Here is a 22,534-nt window from a genome sequence, read left to right as displayed (position 1 = left end):
CCGAACGCCCCTGACACAACGGCACGCCATGCCGCAGGCCGCGGGCAGTTCGCGTCACCTCTCTGGCCAATGCGTTCTATCCTTGATGGCATGGCGAAGTGCGTCAGCGCCCCTTCCCTGCCCCCATTCACTTCCTGACCCTGAAGCCCCGACCATGAAGCTGGAATCCTACTGGACCGATTCTGCACCGCTGTTCATCTCCCCCACGCGCGAGCTGCCCAGGCAGGTCGACGTGGCCATCGTCGGCGGCGGCTTCACCGGCTTGTCGGCCGCTCTGGCACTGGCAAAACGCGGCGCCTCGGTAGTCGTGCTGGAAGCCGGCCCGCACGTGGCCGCCGAAGCCTCGGGGCGCAACGGCGGCCACGTCAACAACGGCCTGGCGGTGGACTATGCGGAGGTCGCGGCCAAGGTCGGCGTGGAGCGCGCGCGGGCCTGGTATCACGCCTATGACGACGCGGTCGATACGGTGGCGCGGCTGGTGGAGGAAGAACAGATAGCCTGCGATTTCCTGCGCCACGGCAAGCTCAAGATGGCCACCAAACCCTATCAGATGGAGGCCCTGCAACGCAGCGCCGACCGCCTCATCGCCGATGGCGTGGACAGTGACGTGGAAATCCTCGATGCGGCCCGCGTGCAGGCCGAGGTGCAGAGCGAGCGCTTCCATGGCGGACTGCTCTACAAACGCAGCGGCCAGATGCACATGGGCCGCTTCGCCTACGGCCTGGCCACGGCGGCAGAGCGCCATGGCGCGGCCATCCATACCGGCACCGAAGTGCGGCGACTGGAACGCATCGGTGACACGCACGCGCATCGCGTCCATACCGCGCGCGGCACCGTCATCGCCAAGCAGGTGCTGCTGGCCACCGGTGCCAGCCGTCACGGTGCCTATGGCAGCTTCGGCTGGCTGCGCCGGCGCATCGTGCCCGTCGGCAGCTTCATCGTGGTGACCGAACCGCTGGGTGCCGAACGCGCTGCGGCCCTGCTGGCCAAGCAACGTACCTACACCACGGTGGCCAACATCCACCACTATTTCCGCATGACGCCCGATACCCGCCTGGTCTTCGGTGGCCGGGCGCGCTTTGCGATTTCCAGCCCGCAATCCGATGCGGCCAGCGGCGAGATCCTGCGTCAGGGCCTGCACCAGACCTTCCCGCAACTGGGCCAGGTGCGCCTGGACTACTGCTGGGGCGGGCTGGTCGACATGACCCGCGACCGCCTGCCGCAAGCCGGTGAACGCGATGGCCTGTATTACTCCATGGGCTACAGCGGCCATGGCACCCAGATGTCGGTACACATGGGCCAGTGCATGGCGCGGGTGCTGGCCGGCGACACGCTGGCCAACCCCTGGCGTGAACGCGAGTGGCCGGCCATCCCTGGTCACTTCGGCCCGCCCTGGTTCCTGCCGGTGATCGGCCTGTATTACCAGATCAAGGACAAGTTGGCGTGATGACGCGCCGCCGGCTGCATTAACTTTTATTGAATGCTCGTTGATAGCTGCATTAACTTTTGCTGAATGCTCACCATGACCTCTCTGACTCTGACTCTGCAACGCCAGGACCTGATGCCCGGCACCCAACTGATCGGCGCCGAGTGGCGCGCTGCGGCCGATGGCCGTGTGCTGGAGGTGACCGACCCGGCCACCGGCCAGGTGTTCGCCACCGTCCCTGACGGCAGTGCTGCCGATGCCCGCGCCGCCGTCGATGCCGCCGTCGCCGCCTTCCCGGCCTGGCGTGCCACGCCGGCCAAGCAGCGCGCCACCATCATCAAGCGCTGGAACGACCTGCTGCTGGCGCACCAGGAAGACCTTGGTCGCCTGATCTCGCGCGAGCAGGGCAAGCCGCTGGCCGAAGCCAAGGGTGAAGTGGCCTATGCCGCCAGCTATGTGGAATGGTTCGGCGAGGAAGCCACGCGCGCCAATGGCGACATCATCCCGGCACCGGTCAGTGGTCGTCGCATGATGGCGCTGAAGGAACCGGTCGGTGTGGTGGCGGCCATCACGCCTTGGAATTTCCCGGCGGCGATGATCGCCCGCAAGATCGCCCCGGCCCTGGCTGCGGGCTGCACGGTGGTCTGCAAGCCGGCCGAGGATACGCCGCTGACCTCGCTGGCGCTGATCCGCCTGGCGCTGGAAGCAGGCGTGCCGGCTGGCGTCATCAACATCGTCACCGCCTCGCGCGAACGCACCCCGGAAGTGGTCGACGTGTGGCTGGCCGACGGGCGCGTGCGCAAGATCAGCTTCACCGGATCGACCGCCGTGGGCAAGCACCTGGCGCGTCATTCGGCCGATACGCTCAAGAAACTCTCGCTGGAACTGGGGGGCAACGCGCCCTTCATCGTCTTTGACGATGCCGATGTGGATGCCGCCATCGATGGCGTGATGGCCGCCAAGTTCCGCAATGGCGGCCAGACCTGCGTGAGCCCCAATCGCATCTACGTGCAGGACAAGGTCTATGAAGCCTTCGTGGCCAAGCTGGGCGCGCGGGTCGCAGCGCTCAAGGTCGGTCCGGCCACCGATGCTGCCTCGCAGATCGGCCCCATGATCAATGCCCGCGCCATCGCCAAGATCGACCAGCACGTGCGCGATGCCATCGAACGGGGTGCGCGCGTGATCACCGGGGGCAAGCGCCTGCAGGGTCCCGGCTTTGAAAGCGACAACTACTACGCGCCTACCGTGCTGGCCAACGTCACCGGCGCGATGCAGTGCAGCTGCGAAGAGACCTTCGGACCGGTGGCGCCAATCACCCGCTTCGCCACCGAAGAGGAAGTGATCCTCGCCGCCAATGCCACGCCCTTTGGCCTGGCGGCCTATTTTTACTCGACCGATGTGCGCCGCATCCATCGCGTCACCGATGCCCTGGAAAGCGGTATCGTGGGCGTCAACGAAGGTGCGCTGGCGGCGGAAGCCGCGCCCTTCGGCGGTGTGAAGGAATCCGGTTATGGCCGTGAAGGTTCGGTACATGGCCTGGATGATTACCTGCATACCAAATACGTTTGCCAGGGCCAGCTCTGAGGCAGGCTTTGCACTGCCGCCCCTCCCACTGAAACCAACAGGAGTCCCCATGCCCGCGCTGTCCACCCACGATCCCGAGACCGTCCGCGCGCCCTTGCCCGATCTGCTCTTGCGGCCCATGGCCGCAGATGACCTGGGCCACTGCCACCGGCTGTCGCTGCGCTTCAAGTGGCCGCACCGGCTGGAAGACTGGAATTTCCTGCTGCAGATGGGGCAAGGCTACCTGCTCGAAAATACGGCATCGGATGCCCCGCTGCGCACGGTGGGCAGCGTGGTCTGCACCACCTATGGCGAGCACCACGCAGTCATTGGCATGTTGCTGGTGCAGACCGAGTTGCAGCGGCGCGGCCTGGGACGGCGGCTCATGCAGCACGCCGCCAGCCAGGTCAATGGCCGCAGCCTCATCGTCAATGCCACGGCTGCCGGCATGCCGCTCTACAAGCAACTGGGTTTCGTGCAGCAGGATGTGCTGCACCAGTTCCAGGGATCCTCGGCGCAACCGGTGCTGGTCTCACTGCCACCGGGCGAGCGCGTGCGGCCGATGGGCAAGAATGACGTGCATCGCCTGCTGGAACTGGATGCCCAAGCCACCGGCATGGATCGCAGCAAGCTGCTGCTGGCACTGCTGGAGATGTCGGAAGGTGTGGCACTGGACCGTGATGGCGAGATGCTGGGCTTTGCGCTGGTGCGCCGCTTCGGCCACGGGCGCGTGATCGGGCCGGTGGTGGCGCCGGACGCGGAACGTGCCAAGGGATTGATCGCGCACTGGATCAATACCTATTCGGATTCGTTCATCCGCATCGACGTATTCGAATCGAGCGGCCTGCCGGCCTGGTTCGACAAGCTGGGCCTGACCTGCGTGGACCACGTCACGCGCATGTGCAAGGGTGAAGCGCCGGCGCGCGATGCGGGCATGCAGCTGTTTTCCATCGTCAATCAGGCGCTAGGCTGAGGTGGTCGTGCTGCTGCCGCAGAAAATGCCGCAGCAGCGCGCAAAACCCATGAAGATGCTTTTTCAGGCCCGCATCTTGCGCATCGGCTGCGAGGCCAGGGGCATAGGATAGAACACATGCCGGTTGTGCCGTTTGCCTGCACGGCCTTGTTCAACGCATCTTCAGCGAGTCCATCTCTATGCAAACTTCCGCCCTGGCCGCGCTTGACCGCAGCCACCTGATCCACCCTGTTGCCAGCTTCCGCGAACATGAAGAGCTGGGCCCCATCATCCTCAAGTCCGGCCAGGGTGCCTACCTGACCGACCACCAGGACAAGCAGTTGCTGGATGCCTTCTCGGGCCTGTGGTGCGTCAATACCGGGTATGGTCAGCAGAGCGTGATCCGCGCGGCCACCGAGCAGATGCAGCGCCTGCCGTATGCCACCGGCTATTTCCACTTCGCCTCGGAACCGGCCATCCTGCTGGCCAAGAAGCTGGTGGACATCAGCCCGGCATCGTTGAAGCACGTCTACTTCACGCTGGGCGGCTCGGACGCGGTAGATGCGGCCATTCGCTACATTACGCACTATCACAATTCCATCGGCAAGCCGGGCAAGAAGCATTTCATCTCGCTGCAACGCGGTTATCACGGCTCGTCTTCCGTGGGGGCGGGCCTGACGGCGCTGCCCAATTTCCATTTCAATTTCAACCTGCCGCTGCCGACCCAGCATTACCTGCCCTCGCCTTATCCCTACCGCAGCGAGCTGCAGGGTGACGAAGCGATCATCGCGGCCTCGGTGCAATCGTTGCGCGACAAGGTCGCCGAACTGGGCGCGGACAATGTCGCCGCCTTCTTCTGCGAACCGATCCAGGGCTCGGGTGGCGTGGTGGTGCCGCCCAAGGGTTGGTTGAAGGCCATGCAGCTGGCCTGCAATGCACTGGACATTCTGTTCGTGGTGGACGAAGTCATTACCGGTTTCGGGCGCACCGGTCCGATGTTCGCCTGCCTGGATGAGGACGTGCAGCCCGACCTGATGACCATGGCCAAGGGCCTGACCGCGGGTTACGCGCCCATGGGTGCGGTGATGATGTCGGACCGCATCTACAACGGTATTGCCGATGGCGCGCCGATGAGCACCGTGGTCGGCCATGGCCAGACCTACTCGGCCCATCCGGTCAGTGCGGCGGTGGCGCTGGAGGTCCTGCGGCTGTATGAGGAAGGCGGCCTGCTGGAAAACGGCCGCCGTCTGGAACCGGTGTTTGCCGGTGGCCTGCGCGCGCTGCTGGATCATCCGCTGGTGGGCGATGCCCGCAGCCGGGGCCTGCTGGGTGCGCTGGAACTGGTGGCCGACAAGACGACCAAGGCGCGCTTCGCGCCGGAACTGAAGCTGCATGATCGCATCTTCCAGGTGGCCTATCGGCACGGGCTGGTGTTCCGCGCCTTTGGCGACAACATCCTCGGCTTCGCACCGGCGCTGTGCTATACCGAAGACGATTTTGCGCTGATGTTTGCGCGTCTGCGGGCCATCCTCGATGAAGTGCTGGCCCAAGCCGAGGTTCGCCAGGCCGTGCGCTGAAGCGGCCAATGCGAGTATCGCCTCCTGTCCGATGGGGAAATCACGGCGGGAGGGGTTAAAATGCCCTGCTACATCCTGCCGGACTTCGCTGCGTGACACACGCGCGCAAGACCGGCAGGCTGAGTCGAATAACCCGAGGCAACATGATGACTAACGGCGCGTTGAAACTGGACCGGATCGATCTGAGGATTTTGTGTCACCTGCAGCAAAATAGCCGCATTACCAATGTAATCCTGGCCGACGCCGTCGGCCTCTCCCCCAGCCCCTGCCTGATCCGCGTCAAGCGCCTGGAGAAGGCTGGCTACATCAGCGGCTATGGCGCCTATATCCGCCTGGAAAAGCTGGCCGACGTCCAGATCGTCTTCACCGAAGTGACGCTGTCGGACCATCGCCGCGAAGACTTCGCCAAGTTCGAAGCCACCATCCGCAATGTCGATGAGATCATCGAATGCCATCTGGTCAGCGGTGGCTATGACTACCTGCTCAAGTTCATGACCCGCAGCGTGGTGCACTACCAGAGCGTGATCGAGTCGCTGCTGGAACAGAACCTGCGCATCGAGAAGTATTTCAGCTACATCGTCATCAAGTCGCCGTTCATCAAGCACCACTACCCGCTGGAAAAGTTCATCCAGACCTGAGTCCGCTGGCGGGCCATCGCCCGTTGGCGGGCCGCGCGGCCCCTTCTGCGCAAGTTCCTTCATTTCGCCCCGCAAGCGCCGTCCCCGCGCGCCTGCCCCTGGCGGCTGCCTGAGCCGCCATCACGACAGGCCGCAACGGCCCGCTTGCAGCATCTCCATCCAATCTCCACAAAAACCCCCGGAAATCCCCACCATCGGTCAGCAAACTGCCCTTTACTTTTGTAAAGATGCGCCGTTAACCTTCGGGTGTGCTGACGGACCGTCAGTTTCTCAAATTACTAGAAAATCATCGTTATTCAGGGGTCAACATGGCAACTTCCACGGGGACGGTATCGACATCGGCCGGTCCGCTTGACGTCGCGACGCTGGTCAATCAGCTCATTGCGGTGGAGAGCAAATCCAGACTCACACCACTGAAGGCCAAGGAAAGCGGGTTCAATACGCTCATCTCCGCCTATGGTTCGCTCAAGAATGCGCTATCGAGCTACCAGAGTGCGTTGAAGCTCATGACGGCCGCCAGCTTCAGCGCCCAGAAGACTACCGTCTCCAACGCCGGCGCCGGCAGCAACCTGACCACCGATCCGTTCACGGCCGAGGCCAACAGCGACGATTCGACCAAGGTCCTGGCGCAGAAGCTCAAATCCGGCGGCTATGCCAGCGGCACCACCTTCAATGCCGGCGACTCCATCGCCATCAAGGTCGGCACCGGCTCGCCCCGCTTCATCACCTTGCAGGCCAATGCCACGCTGGCCGGGGTGCGTGACGCCATCAACGCCGCCAAGGCGGGCGTGTCGGCCTCCATCGTGACCGATGGCAGCGGCGCCCATCTGGTGCTGGAAGCCAATACCGGCGGCACGGCCAACACCATCAAGCTCACGGCCAACAACTCGCTGGCGGGGCTGAACTACGACCCGGCGGTCGCGGGCTCGGTCACCCAGATCCAGGCCCCGCGCGACGCCACCAAGGCCGCCGCCGGCAAGTACAGCATCGGCGTGAACCAGCTGGCGCAGGCGGTCAAGGTCAGTTCGGCCGGCATCGCACCGGGCACGACCTTCGACAATGGCGTGCTGGCCATCAAGACCGGCAACGGCTCGACCACCCTGATCCAGCCCAAGTCCAACACCTTGGCCGGCGTGCGCGACGCCATCAATGCCAGCGAGGCGGGCGTGAATGCGGCCATCGTCAGCGACGGCAGCAACGACCACCTGGTGCTGACCGCCAAGGACAGCGGTGCGGCCAACAGCCTGCGGGTGAGCGGCACGGGCAATTTCGCGGTGTTCAACTTCGACCCGAGCGGCACCGTCACCACCACCGGCGTGGCGACCAACCAGACCTATGGCACGGGCAGCCTGACGCTGCAGGTGGGCAGCACGTCCTTCACCATCACCCCGAGCGATCTCGACAACAGCGGCGCGATCGGACTGAACGACGTGATGAAGGCCATCAACGATGCCGGCACCGGGGTCACCGCCAGCATCAGCAATGACGGCAGCAAGGACCATCTGGTGCTGACCCCGGCCGGCAATGCGCCCATCAAGCTGGTCGGCAGCAATGACTACGCCGACCTGGCCGGCAGCAGCATGGGGCAGTTGGCCAAGGCGCAGGATGCCCGGCTGACCATCGATGGCGTGGCCGTGACCAGCACCACCAACAAGGTCAGCAATGCGATTTCGGGGGTGACGCTCAATCTGACCAAGCTCACCACCCCGGCCGACGACTTTTCGCTGTCCGTCACCAACGACACCAGCGGTCTGACCACGGCGGCCAACAGTTTCGTGAGCGCCTACAATACGCTGGCCAAGGCGGTCGCCAACCTCACCAGGCAGACCCCGTCCACCACCAAGGGCCAGGCCAGTACCGGCTCCCCGCTGGCAGCCGAGTCCTCGGTACTGAGCATGATGGCGCAGATCCGCAGCACCATGCTGGGTGCGCTGGGCGCGGACGGTCGCATGAATCTCTCGCAGGTGGGGATCTCGTTCCAGAAGGATGGCACGCTGGCGCTGGAGGCCAGCAAGCTGACGGCGGCGGGCAACAAGGATTTCGAGGCGGTCAGCAATCTCTTCAGCGGCGCCGGCGGCGTGGTACCCAAGCTGCAGAAGGTGATGGACAGCATCCTCGGCGACAGCGGCACGCTGGCCGCCAAGACCCGCGGGCTGCAGGACAGCCTCAAGATCGTGACCGACCAGCAGAGCGCCGCCAATACACGACTGCAGAACCTGAAGGACAACTACACCAACCAGTTCAACCGGCTCAATCTCACGCTGGCGACCATGCAGTCGCGGCAAAGCTATCTGACGCAGCAGCTGGCGAAGTTGTCCAAGTCGTCGTGATGAACAGGGTCGCGCCAGATGGCGTGGCCGGGGAAGCGGTGACACCCGTTTGCAGGGAGCGCGTCGCCGCTGCATCGAAGAAATCCCAAGTTGCTCCGCTTCATCCGAAGCCCAATGGATTCTGGCAACGCATGTTCGCGGCACGGCATGATGGAAGGCTATGGAACCCTCACCTGCGACGCGTCTTCCCGCATCTCGATGCGCACCGCTCAGTGGCACAACATCGCAAGGCCATCCATGATGCACTGGAAACGAACCGGCAATTGCGTAACCGCATCGCCCATCACGAACCGATATTCCATCGTGCGCTGGAGGCCGAGTATCGATTGATCGGCCAACTGATCGCGTGGCGTTCACCACAGACCTTCTGCCGGATGCACCAGCACCAGCAAATCACCACCTGGCTGGCCGCCCGTCCATAGATGGCGCGGTATCGTTATACTGGTTGTCTACCTCATGACGACAACAAGCACCTTGCAGCGTGCAAACCAGGAATGGAGACACAGTGACCACCCTCAACTACCTCGATGACTTCCAACCCGGCCAGGTATTGCGCTCGCCGGGCACGCTCACCGTGAGCGCCGAAGAGATCAAGCAGTTCGCCCAACAATACGATCCCCAACCCTTTCACCTCGACGAAGCGGCGGCGCAGCAGACTTTCTTCCGCGGCCTGGCCGCCAGCGGCTGGCATACTGCCGCGCTGACCATGCGCCTGCTGGTCGATACCCTGCACATCCAGGGCGGCATCATCGGTGCCGGCTTCGATGAATTCCGCTGGCCGCGTCCGACACGTCCGGGCGATGTGCTGCGTCTTGAAGCGGAAGTGCTCGGCATCAAGACCTCGCAATCCAAGCCGCAGCAGGGTTTCCTCAACCATCGTGTGACCACCTACAACCAGCACGACGAAGCCGTGCTCATCATGACCGGCAACCTGCTGGTACCGCGCCGCAGCCCGGGCTGAACGCTTACGCGGCGTCGGGCTGGCGTGCCGGATGCGCCTGCTCGAAAGCGGGCAGCGCATTGCAGGCAGCCTCGATGGCGCACAGCGTCGGGTACGGTGCCATGTCCACTTCGAAACGGCGTGCGTTGAAGATCTGCGGAACCAGGAAGCAATCGGCCATGGTCGGGGCGTCGCCCACGCAGAAGTGACCACGTGTGGTATCGGCTGCCAGCTGTTGCTCCAGCGCCGTGAAACCAAGCTTGATCCAGTGCTGGATCCAGGCCGTCTTCTGCGCTTCATCCACTGCAAGCGTGTGCTTGAGATAACGCAGTACGCGCAGATTGTTCAGCGGATGAATCTCGCAGGCGATGGCCAGCGAAAGCTCACGGATGCGCGCGCGCGCAAAGGCGTCGCCAGGTAACAGCGATGGCGTGGGATAGCGCTCGTCCAGATACTCCAGCATCGCCATGGATTGCGTGAGCAAGCGGCCCTGGTCGGCCAGCACCGGAACCAGCGCATGCGGATTCAATTGCGTGAAGGCGGGCAGCAACTGCTCACCGCCCTGGTTCAACAGATGCACGGCCGCCGTCTCGTAGGCCACGCCCTTGAGATTGAGCGCGATGCGCACGCGATAGGAGGCCGAGCTGCGGAAATAGCTGTAGAGAGTCGTCATGCGCTTGCTTGCTCCAGAAAAGAAGATCGGATCATGCCAGGCTGCGCGCAGGCAGCACGGTCCCGGCCGCCTCGCCGAAACCGATGGTCGGCAGGCCATCGCGGCGCGCTACTGCGCGCAGGATGATGGTATCGCCATCTTCCAGGAAGACGCGCTTCTCGCCATTGGCCAGGGTCAGCGGCGACTTGCCGCCACTGCTCAGCTCCAGCAGCGAACCGGCCTGATCGGCTGCCGGTCCGGACAGGGTCCCCGAACCGAAGAAGTCGCCCGGACGCAGATTGCAGCCATTGACGGTATGGTGCGTGACCAGTTGCGCCACGGTCCAGTAGGCGTCCCGATAATTGCCCAGCGAAAGCCGCTGCGGCGCACTGCCGGCTTCACGCATGGCGGCGGTCTGGATCAGCACTTCCAGTTCGATATCGAAGGCGCCACTCTGGCGCAGGGTCGGTGCATCCAGATAGGGCAGCGGCTGTGGATCGTCCTCCGGACGCGTCCAGGCGCAACGGTAAGGTGCCAGTGCTTCCAGGGTCACGATCCAGGGCGAAATGGTGGAAGCAAAGCTCTTGGACAGGAAGGGGCCCAGCGGCTGGTATTCCCAGGCCTGCACATCGCGTGCGGACCAGTCGTTCAACAGGCACAGGCCGAACACCTTGTCCTCGGCCTGATCCATCGGCACCGGTTCGCCCAGGGCATTGCCGCCGCCGATGAAGATGCCCAGTTCCAGTTCATAGTCGAGCCGCTTGCAGGGACCAAAGCTGGGCAACTCCGCATCGGGGGCCCTGGTCTGGCCCACCGGACGACGGAACTGCTGGCCGGAGACGGCGATGGACGAAGCCCGACCGTGATAGCCGATCGGCACCCACTTGTAGTTGGGCAGCAGCGGATTGTCCGGACGGAACAGCTTGCCGACCGTGGTCGCGTGATGGATGGAGGTATAGAAGTCGGTGTAGTCACCGATCACGGCGGGGACGTCAAACTCGGACTGCGCCTGGGGCACCAGGCAGGCAGCCAGTTCGCTCTGGTGCGCCGAACCGCTGCGCAGCAGGCGCGACAGTGCCAGACGCAGTGCCGACCAGGCCGCCGGCTCCAGCGCCATCAGCGCATTGAGACGGCTGCCGCTACAGGCTGCATGCGCCGCTGCGCGCGTGGCTTCGTCAAAGCCGGAGAAGGCGCCGGCAGCCTGGGCCGCAGGCAGGTCCAGGATCTGGTCACCGATGGCCACGCCAGTGCGGTAACTTTCTTCACTGCCGCTGCGACGGAACACGCCGTAAGGCAGGTTCTGGATCGGGAAACTGCTGTTTTCTGCATTTGCACTCCGGACCCAGCTCCGCAGCGAGGGATCGTGGGTTTCGTTCAGTGTCAGGCTGCTCTGGCTCATGCGCGCTCCGGGTTGAAGTTCTTTTGAATGCCCAGCCAGCAGTCCTGATAATCGCGCTGCAGGGTCGGCGCGGACAAGGCGTGACGGGTCGGGCAAAGGATGTTGCGGGTCTCGAACATGAAGGCCATGGTGTGATCGACCTTGTTCGGCGTACTGGTATCGATGCGGCTGGCTTTCTCGAAGGTGGCCGCATCCGGTCCGTGACCGCTCATGCAATTATGCAGGCTGCCGCCACCGGGCACAAAGCCGCCGCCTTCCTTGGCATCGTACTGGCCGGTGATGAGGCCCATGTATTCGCTGGCCACGTTGCGGTGGAACCAGGGGGGACGGAAGGTGTCTTCCGCTGCCAGCCAGCGCGGCGGGAAGATCACGAAATCGATGGTATCCACGCCCGGGGTATCGCTCTGCGATTGCAGCACCAGGAAGATCGACGGATCGGGATGGTCATAGCTGATCGAGCCGATGGTGTTGAAGTGGCGCAGGTCGTACTTGTAGGGTGCGTAGTTGCCGTGCCAGGCCACCACGTCCAGCGGCGAATGGCCGATCTTCGCTTGCCACAGATGGCCGCCGAACTTGGCGATGAGCTGGAAGTCTCCCTCACGGTCCTCGTACCAGGCATGCGGTGTGGCGAAATCGCGCGGATTGGCCAGGCCGTTGGAACCCAGCGGACCGAGATCAGGCAGGCGCAGCAGCGCGCCAAAATTTTCGCAGATGTAGCCGCGTGCCTCGCCATCGGGCAGACGTACCTGGAAGCGCACGCCACGCGGGATGACGGCGATCTCCTGCGGTTCGATGTCGATCACGCCCAGCTCGGTGCGCAATTGCAGGCGACCCAGTTGCGGCACGATCAGCAGTTCGCCATCGGCCGAATAGAAAAAGCGATCGGTCATCGAGCAATTGGCCGCGTAGAGGTGAATGGCGCAGCCACTCTGCGCTTGCGGCGAGCCGTTGCCGGCCATGGTAACCAGGCCTTCGATGAAGTCGGTCGGCACGGTCGGCATGGGCAGCGGATCCCAGCGCAACTGGTTGGGTGGCGGCGCGACGTCGTCGAAGTGGCTCACCAGCAGGCCGCGTTCCATCGGTTCGAAGGGATGATGCACGGCAGCCGGACGGATGCGATAGAGCCAGGAGCGGCGGTTGTGACCACGTGGCGCGGTGAAGGCCGTGCCGGAAATCTGTTCGGCATACAGGCCATAGGCCACGCGCTGCGGCGAATTCCGATGCGACGGCAAGGCGCCGGGCAGGGCTTCGGTAGCAAACTCGTTGCCGAAGCCGGACTGGTAGCCACGCGTATGCACGTGGTGGCTGACGGCAGAATCGGTGACGGTATTCATGCGGAGACTCCTCGGGAAGTACGATGCAACCGGGCGATGGTCAGTGCCGAGATCAGGGCCGGCACGGCCGCGGCGATGAACAGGGAGCCATTGCTCCACTGCAACGCGATCAACTGGCCGCCGATGACCGGGCCAACCACCGAGCCGATGCGCCCGATCCCCAGCGCCCAGCCGATGCCGGTGGAACGCAGCGCAGTCGGATAGAAGGTACCGGCCAGCGCATTGACGGCCGGCTGGCCGCCGACGACGCAAAAGCCCGCCACGATCACCGCCAGGAACAGCAGCACCGGTGTGGCAGCGACCTTGCCGATCAAGGCGATGGACAGGCAGGCCAGCAGGAAGCAGCTGCCCAGCACGCGGGTGAAACCGAAACGGTTGATGAAGCGGCCCAGGGTCAGCGTACCGACCACGCCGCCCACCTGCAGCGAGGTACCGATCAGCACCGCCATGCTGGTGGAATAGCCGGCATCATGGATCAGCGTGGGCAGCCAGTTGGAGAGGAAATACAGGTTGATCAGGTTCATGAAGCTGATCAGCCACAGCAACACGGTAACGGTGCCGCGGCCATCACGGAACAGGGCCGCCACCGGCATGCCTTCGGCCTTGGCTTCCTTGACCACGATCTCGGTGCGGTCATCGATGACCAGAGCGGGCGCGAGCTTGCGTAGCCAGCGGCTCACCTGCGCGCGCGGACGGCGGTGCAGGACCAGGAACTGGATCGATTCCGGCAGCCAGACCAGCATGGCCAGCCCCAGCAGCAGCGGCACCGCGCCGCCCACCCAGAACACCGCATGCCAGCCATGCGCCGGGATCAGTGCGGCACTGACGAATCCGCCTGCTGCCGCGCCTACGGTAAAGCCGCAGGAGACCAGCATCATGCGCGTCACGCGCGAGGACTGCGGGCTGAACTCACCCACCAGCGCCATCGCATTGGGCATGATGCTGCCCAGGCCGAAGCCGGTGATGAAGCGCACGATGAGCAACTGATCGAGGGTCGTCACCAGCGGCGTCACCAGCATGCAGACCGCAAAGAACAGGGTGGAGACGATCAGTACCGGACGACGTCCGTAACGGTCGCCCACCGGCGTGAGCATCAGCGAACCAAGCAGCATGCCGAACAGACCGGCACCGAATACCGGACCCAGGCTGGCCTTGCTCACGCCCCAGTCGGCGATGATGGCCGGGGCCACGTAGCCCATGGCCTGCACGTCGAAGCCATCGATGATCAGGCACAGGCCGCACAGCAGCAGCAGGCCGAACTGGAAAGAACCGAACTGGCCCTGCTCCACCACCTGGTCCACATGGACGGTGGGGAGAGCGCCACGATTGTGGATGCTCATTGTCTTGCTCCTCGTCTGTCTTTACTTTTTTTTAGTTGTCTGGCCTGCCATTGCCGCGCCGTTGAGGCTGACAATGGCAGATTCGCATGGCCGTATGCGCAGGCGCTGCCGCGCGGCTCTTGATGGTGTTTATCGCGACGTCACTGTAGTGCAATCGTCCCTCTTTTACGATATAAATACGAAAATACGATCCATTCATTTCATGAATATTGCAGCGCACGCAGCCTTGCCGCGCGGCTGACCCGACCATGCCCCTCATCGAACCGCGTGACATCGACCTCAACCTGCTGGTGGTTTTCCAGGAGGTGTTCCAGGAACGCCAGATTTCCTCGGTGGCGCGTCGGCTGGGGCTGTCGCAGCCGGCCGTGTCCAATGCGCTGGCGCGGCTGCGGCGCAGTTTCGGCGACGAGCTGTTCGTGCGCACGGCGCAAGGCATGCAGCCCACACCGTTTGCCGAGCAGCTGGCCGAGCCGGTGGCTGCGGCGCTGCAACAAGTCGCCCGCGCGCTCAACCGGCAGGAAGGTTTTGCCCCCCAGACCAGCGAGCGCCGCTTTACCATCGCCATGACCGACGTCGGCGAGGTGTATTTCATGCCGCGTCTGGTCGAGGCCTGTGCCGAGGTCGCGCCGGGGGTGAGCCTGTCCACCGTGCGCGCCGGCGCCGTCGATCTGAAGCGCGAAATGGAAGCAGGCCGGGTGGACCTGGCCATCGGCGCCTTCGACAATCTGTCGGAGGCGCTCTATCAACGGCGGCTGTTCCGCCAGGAATACGTCAGCATGTTCCGCCTCGGTCATGTGCTGGACCGGCGTGGCGAAGTGGGTCTCAAGGAGTTCCTGGCGGCCGAGCATCTGATGGTGTCCTCGCTGGAGAGTCCCTACGACCGCATCAACCAGAACCTGGAAAAGGCCGGCATCCTGCCCAGTGTGCGCTTCCGCGTACCGCACTTCACGGCGGTGCCCTATATCGTCAGTACCACGGCCCTGGTCGTGACCGTGCCGCGCAAGCTGGCCGAAAGTGCGGCTGCGCCCTTCGGGCTGCGTTACATCAAGCCACCGCTGCGCCTGCCGGCGCTGCAGACCAACATGTTCTGGCATCGCCGTTACAATCAGGACGAGGGCAATGTCTGGCTGCGCAACCTGATCTCGGCGCACTTTGCAGAATGAATCCGGGCGGTATCTGAACCGGAACCAAGACACTGGCCGCAAGGCAAGGGAGGAGACACATGCACATCTATCGCAACTATGACCGCCAGGCGTTGGACCAGCAGTACAACGTGCGTCTGCGCATCACCGATTTCCAGGACTGGTTCGACCGTTTCGCCCGCCAGGGAGAAGCGGCGCGGCAAGCCCATCCGCACCTGGCCGATGTGCCCTATGGCGAGGACGCGCTGCAGACCCTGGATTTCTTTCCCGGAAGCACCAATGGCCGGCCGCTGCTGGTGTTCATCCACGGCGGCTACTGGCGCTCGCTGGACAAGCACCAGTTCAGCCAGATTGCTCTGCCCTATCTGGCGCAGGACATCAACGTGGCCCTCATCAATTACCGGCTGGCACCGCAGGCGCGCATGGGCGACATCGCCGCCGACTGCGGCCGCGCGCTGCGCCTGCTCTATGCCAAGGCGGCGGCACTGCGCTTTGATCCGGATGCGATCTGGCTCATGGGCCACTCCGCCGGCGCCCACCTGGCCGCGCTGATCGCCTCGCTGGGCGCAGCGCCCGTGCGCGGCGTGTGCGGCATCAGCGGCATCTATGACCTGGAACCGGTGCGACTGTCCTATCTCAATGAAGTGCTGCACCTCTCGCCCTCGGACGCCCAGCAGGCCAGCCCGCAATTGCTGGCCATGCCCAATGGCGTACAGGCCCTGCTGTGTGCGGGCGCGGAAGAGTCAGCGGAATTCCTGCGCCAGCGTGACCTCTATGCGACCACCCTGCGCCAGTCGGGGCATGCCGTGGAAGTGGTGGCGCTGCCGGGTCAGCACCACCTGAGCGTGGTGGATGTGGCTGCGGATGCGGGCAGTGTGTTGACCCGGACCATGCTGAAGATGATGCTGGGATGATGCGGCCATCCCTGTGCCTGGCTGCCCGCTGAGGAGGAAATGCTTCAGGGGGTCTTGCGGGGACGGCGGATCCTGGCGCGCGGCTTTTCAGAAACGGCCATGTTCGGACGCCCGAGCTTCACCGGTTCCGGCGTCAGGTCGAAGCTGGTCTTGTCGGGGAACGTGGCCGTCAAGACCAACTGCCCGCCCAGACCCCGCACGAAATCCATGACGCTGCTGACCAGCAGATCATCCCGGCTTTCCATCTTCGAGATGGCGGCTTGCTGCACCTGCAGGCGCTCTGCCAGACTGGCCTGCGTGACTTGCAAGCGCTTGCGCAAGGCTTGCAGCTTGATGCTGGTCTGCATGGATTCCGTTCTTGCCTCTGCCTGCAGTTGCGCCTCCGGTCGCATGCGGGCGCGCAGTTCGCTAAACTTTTTTGCCATGGTCGATTGCCTCCTTGCTCAATGTGTCGAGATGATCGTCGTAGAGCTTGTCCGCGAGCGGGACGTATTGCTCGTACCAACGCTGATTGCCGCTCTTGACCCCGCCGATCAACAGAATCGCATGCCGCTGCGGATCAAATGCGTAGAAGACGCGGTAAGGTCGCCCCCTGTGCTGCATCCGGAGCTCCCTCATGTGCGCATGCCTGGAACCGGAAATTCCCGAACTGTAGGGATACCTGAGCGCCGTTCCGTTCTTCTCCAGCAGGCCGACGCAGGCGGCAACGGAAATCTGTTCGGCCTCGTCGAGTTGCTCCCACCAACGCTCGAATTCGTCAGTGAATTCTACATCGCATTGCATCGAATATTCCTCCAAAGACATATTCCGTCAAAAGAATTTTTTGAACATGGCAGGAGAGTTACCGGCAACAGTCGCTCCTGGCGTGGCTCGCCAGCGTAACCAGTCGCGCGGGCAAATCATTTTTGGCTAGAAAATTGGCGGGGAATCTCGAAAAGTTTTGTGGACAGCGCCTTACACTGCCCCGCCCGAGACAACAATAAGAATCATTTTCATCTGAACTATAATAGCGGCCTGCCCCGCCGACCGCCCCCGCTGCGGCACGGCTGACAAGACCAACAAGGCGCATGCGCCCTCGCCGCTTTAGTGATACATGTTCAAGAAGATCTGGTTCCAGTTGCACTGGTTCATCGGCATTACCGCCGGCACCCTGTTGATGACCATCGGCGTGACCGGCGCCGTCCTGGCTTTCCGCGAGGAAATCATGGAGGCCATGAGCCCTGGCGTGATGCACGTCGAGGTACGCCAGCAAGCCACGCTCACGCCCCAGCAACTGCTGGACAAGCTGCACGAGGCCCAACCGCAGCGACGTGTCACGACCCTGACCCTGAGTACCGACGCGGGCGCCTCGGCGCGCGTGGTATTCGCCCCGCCACCGGGCGTGCGGCGCGGTGAGGCGCGCTATGCCGATCCCTATACGGGCGCGCTGCTGCCGCCGGTGACAGGCGCGGCTTTCTTCGAACTGGTCGAACGTTTCCACCGCTGGCTGCTGCTGCCTACCGAGATCGGCAAGATCGTGCTGGGTACGCTGGCGCTGTCGCTGCTGATGCTGGCGCTCTCGGGCCTGTACCTGCGCTGGCCGCGTCGCCCCTTGTCGCTGCGCGCCTGGCTGCGACTGGACTTCCAGCTGCAGGGACGCTCCTTCCTGTGGAACCTGCATTCGGTCATCGGTACCTGGTCGCTGGTGATGTATGTGCTGCTGGCCACCACCGGCGCGTACTGGGCGCTGGACTGGTTCAAGGACGGCGTCAACACGCTGGCCGGCGAGAGCCGTCGGCCGCCCATGCAGCGCGGCGAGGGCCGGAAGAACCCGGCATCGGACCAGGTCGTGCCGCTGGACCTGACCCGGGTCTGGAACAGCTTCCTCAGCAAGGCGCCGGACTACCGCAGTGCGCAGTTGCGCCTGCCGGAACAGGGCTCCCAGCCGGTGCAGATCTTCTTCCTCGATCACGCTGCGCCCCATGAGCGCGCCCGCAGCCGCATGGTGGTGCTGCCGCAAAGTGGCGAGATCCGGCAACTGGAGCGCTACGAAGACAAGAGCAAGGGCGGCAAGCTCATCGCCGCCATCTACCCGCTGCACATGGGCAGCTACTTCGGCCTGCCGGGCCGCATCATCATGGCCATCGCCAGTCTGATGATGCCGCTCTTCGGCATCACCGGCTGGCTGCTGTACCTGGATCGTCGCCGCAAGAAAGCCGCTCTGCGCGCCGAACGTGCCGGCCTGGGCGACACGGCCAACCAGGGCGACGCCGAACCGGTGCTGGTGGCCTATGCCTCGCAGACCGGCCAGGCCGAGCGCATCGCCCTGCATACCGCCGCCGGACTGCGCCGCAGCGGTACCGCCGTGCATCTGCAATCACTGGCGCAATGCACGCCGGAAAGCCTGCGCCATCACCGCCGCATCCTCTTCATCGCCAGCACCTTCGGCGAAGGCGATGCCCCGGACAGCGCGCGCGGCTTCGAGAAGCGCCTGCGCCAGGCGCCAGGCCAGTCGCTGACGCACGTGCACTACGCCATCCTGGCCCTGGGCGACCGTCACTATGCGCAGTTCTGCGGATTCGGTCACACGCTCGACCACGGTCTGCGCCAGTGCGGCGCCCAGCCCCTGTTCCCGCTGATCGAAGTCGACCGCATGGCCGGCGCGGCGCTGCGCAAATGGGAAAACGAACTGGCCGCCCACGGCCTGCAAACCCGGGTGGCCGAGCTCCTGCCCACCACGGGCCCGACCTGGCAGACCTGGCGGCTGAAGCGCCGCGTCCTGATGAATCCGGGCAGCCAGGGCGCAGCGCTGTACCACCTCGAATTGCAAGCGCAGGACAGTGCCCTGCCCGACTGGCAAGCCGGTGCCCTGGTGGAGATCCTGCCGCGCCACGCGCCGGATCGTGTCGCCCTGCTGCTGCAGCGCCTGCAACTCGATGGCGCCGCCATGGTGAAACATCAAGGGCAAGTACGGACGCTGGCCGAGGCCCTGGCCTGCAGCGTCCTGCCGCTGCATCCCGAGCGCCAGGCACAGGCCCTGGCCGACCAGTTGCAGCCGCTGGCCGCGCGTTCGTATTCGGTGGCCTCGGTGCCACAGGATGGTGCCGTGCACCTGCTGGTGCGCCAGGTCCGGCATGAAGACGGACTGGGACTGGCCTCGGGCTGGCTGACCGAATTTGCACCAAGCGATGCAGCGGTCGACCTGCGTCTGGTGGAAAACGCCGGCTTCGCTCCCGTGCCCGCCGACACCCCTGCCATCTTCATCGGCAACGGTTCCGGCCTGGCCGGCTTGCGCAGCCATCTGCGCGCCCGCCTGCAGCACGGAGAAACGAAGACGCGCAACTGGCTGCTGTTTGGCGAACGCAACGAACGTGCCGACTACTTGTATCGCGATGAATTGCAGGCCTGGCTGGAACAGGGTCACCTGGCCCGACTGGACCTGGCCTTCTCGCGCGACCAGGGGCAACGCCTGTATGTGCAGGACCGCCTGCGCGAGGCCGCACCTGAACTGCAGCGATGGCTGGCCCAGGGCACGGTGATCTATGTCTGTGGCAGCCTGGAAGGCATGGCCGCCGGGGTCGATGCCGTCCTCACCGACCTGCTGGGCGAGGCCGGCCTGCATGCCCTGATCGAACAGAACCGCTATCGTCGCGACGTTTATTGATCGCTGCGGCGGCAGGCAGACAACACCTGCCGCGCCATCCTGTAGGCAGCCCCCGCTTTTCTCTGTAGGACAGTTCCGATTCGTGCCTGGCGCCGCGCAACAGCGCGGCAGCCGGGCCTATACTCGTGCGCACGGCCCTGCCTGCAGATGCCCCTCCGCGTCGGGCTGCATGGCCGCGCCCAACCGGGATACTTCCATGACCAACAAGAAAATCCACCTGAGGAGCGGGTGCGCCACATGGCTGCTATGGCTGCTGTTGCTGCTGAGTTCGCTCCTGCTGGCCGCTTGCAGTTCCTTGCCCACCATCGTGCCCGACATGGACACGCAATCGGCCCGCAGCATCCAGATGAAGGGCGGACGCGGCGTGCTCACCGAGGCACAGGCCAAGGCCGTGCTGGACCGGCTGCGCGCGCAGAATGCCGACAACACCTTGCTGGACCGGCACGTGGCCATCGAGGGTGCCATCACCGGCGCGCCGCTGGTCACCGGCAACAAGGTGACCCTGTTGATCGATGGTCCGGCCACCTATGCCTCCATGCGGCAAGCCATCGAGGGCGCGCGCCATCACATCAACATGGAAACCTACATCATGGAAGATGACGAGGTCGGCCGCCAGTTCGCCGATCTCCTCATCACCATGCAGCGCAAAGGCGTGCAGGTCAACCTGATGTACGACAGCGTAGGCTGCATCAATACCCCGCGTGAATTCTTCCAGCCCATGATCGATGCCGGCATTCACGTGCTGGAGTACAACCCCATCAATCCCACCCAGGTCCGCAAGGACTGGGAAGTCAATCAGCGCGATCATCGCAAGCTGCTGGTGGTGGACGGCAAGACCGCCTTCGTGGGCGGCATCAACATCAGCAGCGTCTACTCCAGCGGTTCCTTCAGTACCCGCAGGAAGAAGCCGCAGCTCGACCAGCAGGGCCAGAAAATCCCCTGGCGTGATACGCAGGTACGCATCGATGGTCCGGTGGCGCTGGAATTCCAGAAACTCTTCATCGAGACCTGGGGCCGGCAGCGCGGCCCCGACCTCGGCGAGCACCGCTACTTCCCGCCGGTAGCACCGGCCGGCAACGAGATCGTGCGCGCCATCGGCAGCTCGCCCGACGATCCCTACAGCATCATCTACGCCACCTTCATCTCGGCCATCCAGCATGCGGAAAGCACGATCTACCTGACCAACGCCTACTTCGTGCCCGATCCGCAACTGCGCGACTCGCTCAAGGCGGCCGCCCGACGCGGGGTGGACGTGCGCCTGATCCTGCCTTCGCACAGCGATTCCTCGCTGGTGCTGTACGCCTCGCGCTCCTTCTACAGCGAACTGCTGGAAGCGGGCGTACGCATCTACGAACGCCAGGACGCGCTGCTGCACTCCAAGACCGCGCTCATTGATGGCGTGTGGTCCACCATCGGCTCCACCAATCTGGACTGGCGCAGCTTCGTCTACAACCAGGAAATCAATGCCGTGATCCTCAGCCCGCAATTCGGCGTACAGATGAAAAGCATGTTCGACCGGGATCTCGGCGCCTCCAAGGAAATCACCAGGCAACAGTGGGAACAGCGGCCCCTCAGCGAGCGTATGAAGGAATTCGGCGCCAGTGTCTGGTCCCGCCTGCTGTGAGCCCGACTGAAGGCGCCAGCTTATGAACGAATGTACTGAAATCCGAGAGCAGTCCGAGGTGCGGCCACCGTTCTCGCGCCTGCGCGCACGCCTCATCGTCGCCACCGGCCTGGTGCTGGCGGCCTGCACCTGGGCCCATGCCCAAACCCTGAACGGTGCGGCAGCCCTGAAGAGCCGGTACCAGGAACTGCAGGGCGAGCTCAACAACAATGCCTACCATCGCCCGCTCTACCTGAATTCGCGCGAGGACGGAGGCAACGTCAAGGGGGACATCTATGCCGTGCTGGCCTATCCCTTCGCCCAGGTACGCACCTCGCTGGACAGTCCCGAGCACTGGTGCGACATCCTCATCCTGCACCTCAACACCAAGTATTGCCGGCTCATGCGCGAGGGTGGGCAGACTATCCTGCGCATGCAGGTCGGCAAGAAGACCGAACAGGACATCGACGACACCTACCGCATCGACCTGCGCTATCACGGCGGGGTCAGTACGGCCGATTATTTCTCCTCATCGATGCTGGCCGACAAGGGGCCGCTGGACACTTCCCGCTACCGTATCGAAATCGAGGCGATTGCGCTGGACGAGCAGCGCTCCTTCCTGCATTTCAGCTATGCCTATTCCTATGGCATGGCCAGCCGGATCGCGCTGCGGGCCTACCTGATGACGGCAGGCCGCGACAAGGTCGGCTTCAGCGTCGTCAAACGCGAGGCCAACGGGCAGCCGCTCTATGTCTCGGGCAGCCGCGCGACCGTGGAGCGCAATACCATGCGCTACTACCTGGCCATCGATGCCTATCTGTCGGGCCTGACGGCACCGCCTGGCGAACGGCTGGAGAAGCGCCTGACTACCTGGTATGGCGCCACCGAACAATATCCCCGCCAGCTGCATGAGCTCAGCCGGGAAGCGTATCTCGCCATGAAGCGCAAGGAAGTGGCGCGACAGCAGAAGGCTGCTCAGCCGGAGGCTCAGTAGAACCCATTTCATCAATAGGCGTGAGATGCGTTCTAGGGCCTGTTCACATTCAATCTGTGAGTGCGAGAGGTCGCCAAGCGTTGTCTG

At 64.1% G+C, this 22,534-nt stretch carries 19 protein-coding genes; 13 read left to right on the top strand and 6 right to left on the bottom strand.

The window, feature by feature from the left end; genetic code table 11:
• The first annotated feature begins 154 nt into the window (after nt 1-154).
• From HNO82_RS20140 to HNO82_RS20105, 8 genes are all read left to right on the top strand, one after another.
• Complete coding sequence (locus tag HNO82_RS20140) at nt 155-1,447, top strand: NAD(P)/FAD-dependent oxidoreductase (RefSeq protein ID WP_008326275.1); 1,293 nt, start codon at nt 155-157, stop codon at nt 1,445-1,447.
• A 66-nt stretch (nt 1,448-1,513) separates the two neighbouring features.
• The gene (locus tag HNO82_RS20135) at nt 1,514-3,010 is read left to right on the top strand and encodes an NAD-dependent succinate-semialdehyde dehydrogenase (protein ID WP_175344896.1); all 1,497 of its coding nucleotides are present in this window, start codon (nt 1,514-1,516) and stop codon (nt 3,008-3,010) included.
• A 49-nt stretch (nt 3,011-3,059) separates the two neighbouring features.
• A complete protein-coding gene (locus HNO82_RS20130; protein WP_175344895.1) occupies nt 3,060-3,962 on the top strand; it encodes a GNAT family N-acetyltransferase in 903 nt (300 codons plus the stop codon).
• Nucleotides 3,963-4,141: 179 nt separating this feature from the next.
• The gene (locus tag HNO82_RS20125) at nt 4,142-5,518 is read left to right on the top strand and encodes an aspartate aminotransferase family protein (protein WP_175344894.1); all 1,377 of its coding nucleotides are present in this window, start codon (nt 4,142-4,144) and stop codon (nt 5,516-5,518) included.
• A 143-nt stretch (nt 5,519-5,661) separates the two neighbouring features.
• Complete coding sequence (locus HNO82_RS20120) at nt 5,662-6,156, top strand: Lrp/AsnC family transcriptional regulator (RefSeq protein ID WP_081486017.1); 495 nt, start codon at nt 5,662-5,664, stop codon at nt 6,154-6,156.
• A gap of 308 nt (nt 6,157-6,464) precedes the next feature.
• Nucleotides 6,465-8,486, top strand: a complete 2,022-nt coding sequence (fliD, locus tag HNO82_RS20115) for a flagellar filament capping protein FliD (RefSeq protein ID WP_175344893.1) — start codon at nt 6,465-6,467, stop codon at nt 8,484-8,486.
• Nucleotides 8,486-8,908 carry a hypothetical protein gene (locus tag HNO82_RS20110; RefSeq protein ID WP_175344882.1) on the top strand — a complete coding sequence of 141 codons (423 nt, stop codon included), beginning with the start codon at nt 8,486-8,488 and terminating at the stop codon, nt 8,906-8,908. Before fliD ends, HNO82_RS20110 begins: the two co-directional genes overlap by 1 nt.
• Before the next feature lie 83 nt (nt 8,909-8,991).
• The gene (locus HNO82_RS20105) at nt 8,992-9,447 is read left to right on the top strand and encodes a MaoC family dehydratase (RefSeq protein WP_175344892.1); all 456 of its coding nucleotides are present in this window, start codon (nt 8,992-8,994) and stop codon (nt 9,445-9,447) included.
• 4 nt (nt 9,448-9,451) lie between these two features.
• Here HNO82_RS20105 and maiA read toward each other — a convergent pair whose 3' ends face one another.
• From maiA to HNO82_RS20085, 4 genes are read right to left on the bottom strand one after another with little or no spacing between them, the layout of a single operon-like run.
• The gene (maiA, locus tag HNO82_RS20100; RefSeq protein ID WP_175344891.1) at nt 9,452-10,099 is read right to left on the bottom strand and encodes a maleylacetoacetate isomerase; all 648 of its coding nucleotides are present in this window, start codon (nt 10,097-10,099) and stop codon (nt 9,452-9,454) included.
• Nucleotides 10,100-10,130: 31 nt separating this feature from the next.
• The gene (gene fahA / locus HNO82_RS20095) at nt 10,131-11,477 is read right to left on the bottom strand and encodes a fumarylacetoacetase (RefSeq protein WP_175344890.1); all 1,347 of its coding nucleotides are present in this window, start codon (nt 11,475-11,477) and stop codon (nt 10,131-10,133) included.
• A complete protein-coding gene (hmgA, locus tag HNO82_RS20090) occupies nt 11,474-12,811 on the bottom strand; it encodes a homogentisate 1,2-dioxygenase (RefSeq protein WP_175344889.1) in 1,338 nt (445 codons plus the stop codon). The genes fahA and hmgA overlap by 4 nt, the downstream gene beginning before the upstream one ends.
• Nucleotides 12,808-14,151, bottom strand: a complete 1,344-nt coding sequence (locus HNO82_RS20085) for an MFS transporter (protein WP_175344888.1) — start codon at nt 14,149-14,151, stop codon at nt 12,808-12,810. Before HNO82_RS20085 ends, hmgA begins: the two co-directional genes overlap by 4 nt.
• A gap of 248 nt (nt 14,152-14,399) precedes the next feature.
• Here HNO82_RS20085 and HNO82_RS20080 point away from each other — a divergent pair, with 248 nt between their 5' ends.
• Both HNO82_RS20080 and HNO82_RS20075 read left to right on the top strand, forming a co-directional pair.
• A complete protein-coding gene (locus tag HNO82_RS20080; RefSeq protein WP_008326250.1) occupies nt 14,400-15,314 on the top strand; it encodes a LysR family transcriptional regulator in 915 nt (304 codons plus the stop codon).
• 59 nt (nt 15,315-15,373) lie between these two features.
• Nucleotides 15,374-16,207 (top strand): alpha/beta hydrolase, encoded by an 834-nt coding sequence (locus HNO82_RS20075; RefSeq protein ID WP_008326249.1) that lies wholly within the window; start codon nt 15,374-15,376, stop codon nt 16,205-16,207.
• Nucleotides 16,208-16,251: 44 nt separating this feature from the next.
• On the opposite strand, the gene HNO82_RS20070 is transcribed toward HNO82_RS20075, so the two are convergent.
• Together HNO82_RS20070 and HNO82_RS20065 are read right to left on the bottom strand one after the other, a co-directional pair.
• Nucleotides 16,252-16,632 carry a helix-turn-helix domain-containing protein gene (locus HNO82_RS20070; protein WP_175344887.1) on the bottom strand — a complete coding sequence of 127 codons (381 nt, stop codon included), beginning with the start codon at nt 16,630-16,632 and terminating at the stop codon, nt 16,252-16,254.
• Nucleotides 16,616-16,990 carry a type II toxin-antitoxin system RelE/ParE family toxin gene (locus HNO82_RS20065; RefSeq protein WP_175344886.1) on the bottom strand — a complete coding sequence of 125 codons (375 nt, stop codon included), beginning with the start codon at nt 16,988-16,990 and terminating at the stop codon, nt 16,616-16,618. The genes HNO82_RS20070 and HNO82_RS20065 overlap by 17 nt, the downstream gene beginning before the upstream one ends.
• 310 nt (nt 16,991-17,300) lie before the next feature.
• Here HNO82_RS20065 and HNO82_RS20060 point away from each other — a divergent pair, with 310 nt between their 5' ends.
• The 3 genes from HNO82_RS20060 (at nt 17,301) to HNO82_RS20050 (ending at nt 22,447) form a co-directional block, all read left to right on the top strand.
• Nucleotides 17,301-19,850 carry a sulfite reductase flavoprotein subunit alpha gene (locus HNO82_RS20060; RefSeq protein WP_175344885.1) on the top strand — a complete coding sequence of 850 codons (2,550 nt, stop codon included), beginning with the start codon at nt 17,301-17,303 and terminating at the stop codon, nt 19,848-19,850.
• Between the two features lie 196 nt (nt 19,851-20,046).
• Entirely contained in the window at nt 20,047-21,474 is a 1,428-nt protein-coding gene (cls, locus tag HNO82_RS20055; RefSeq protein ID WP_175344884.1) for a cardiolipin synthase, read from the top strand.
• A gap of 22 nt (nt 21,475-21,496) precedes the next feature.
• Nucleotides 21,497-22,447, top strand: coding sequence for a hypothetical protein (locus HNO82_RS20050; RefSeq protein ID WP_175344883.1), 951 nt, complete (start codon nt 21,497-21,499; stop codon nt 22,445-22,447).
• Nucleotides 22,448-22,534: the final 87 nt, after the last annotated feature.

The organism is Herbaspirillum sp. C9C3 (genome assembly GCF_013359625.1).
In the GTDB taxonomy this organism is placed as follows: Bacteria; Pseudomonadota; Gammaproteobacteria; order Burkholderiales; family Burkholderiaceae_D; genus Herbaspirillum.
The sequence above is the reverse complement of the archived record's forward strand: the minus strand, read 5'-3'. Positions and strand labels throughout refer to the sequence as shown.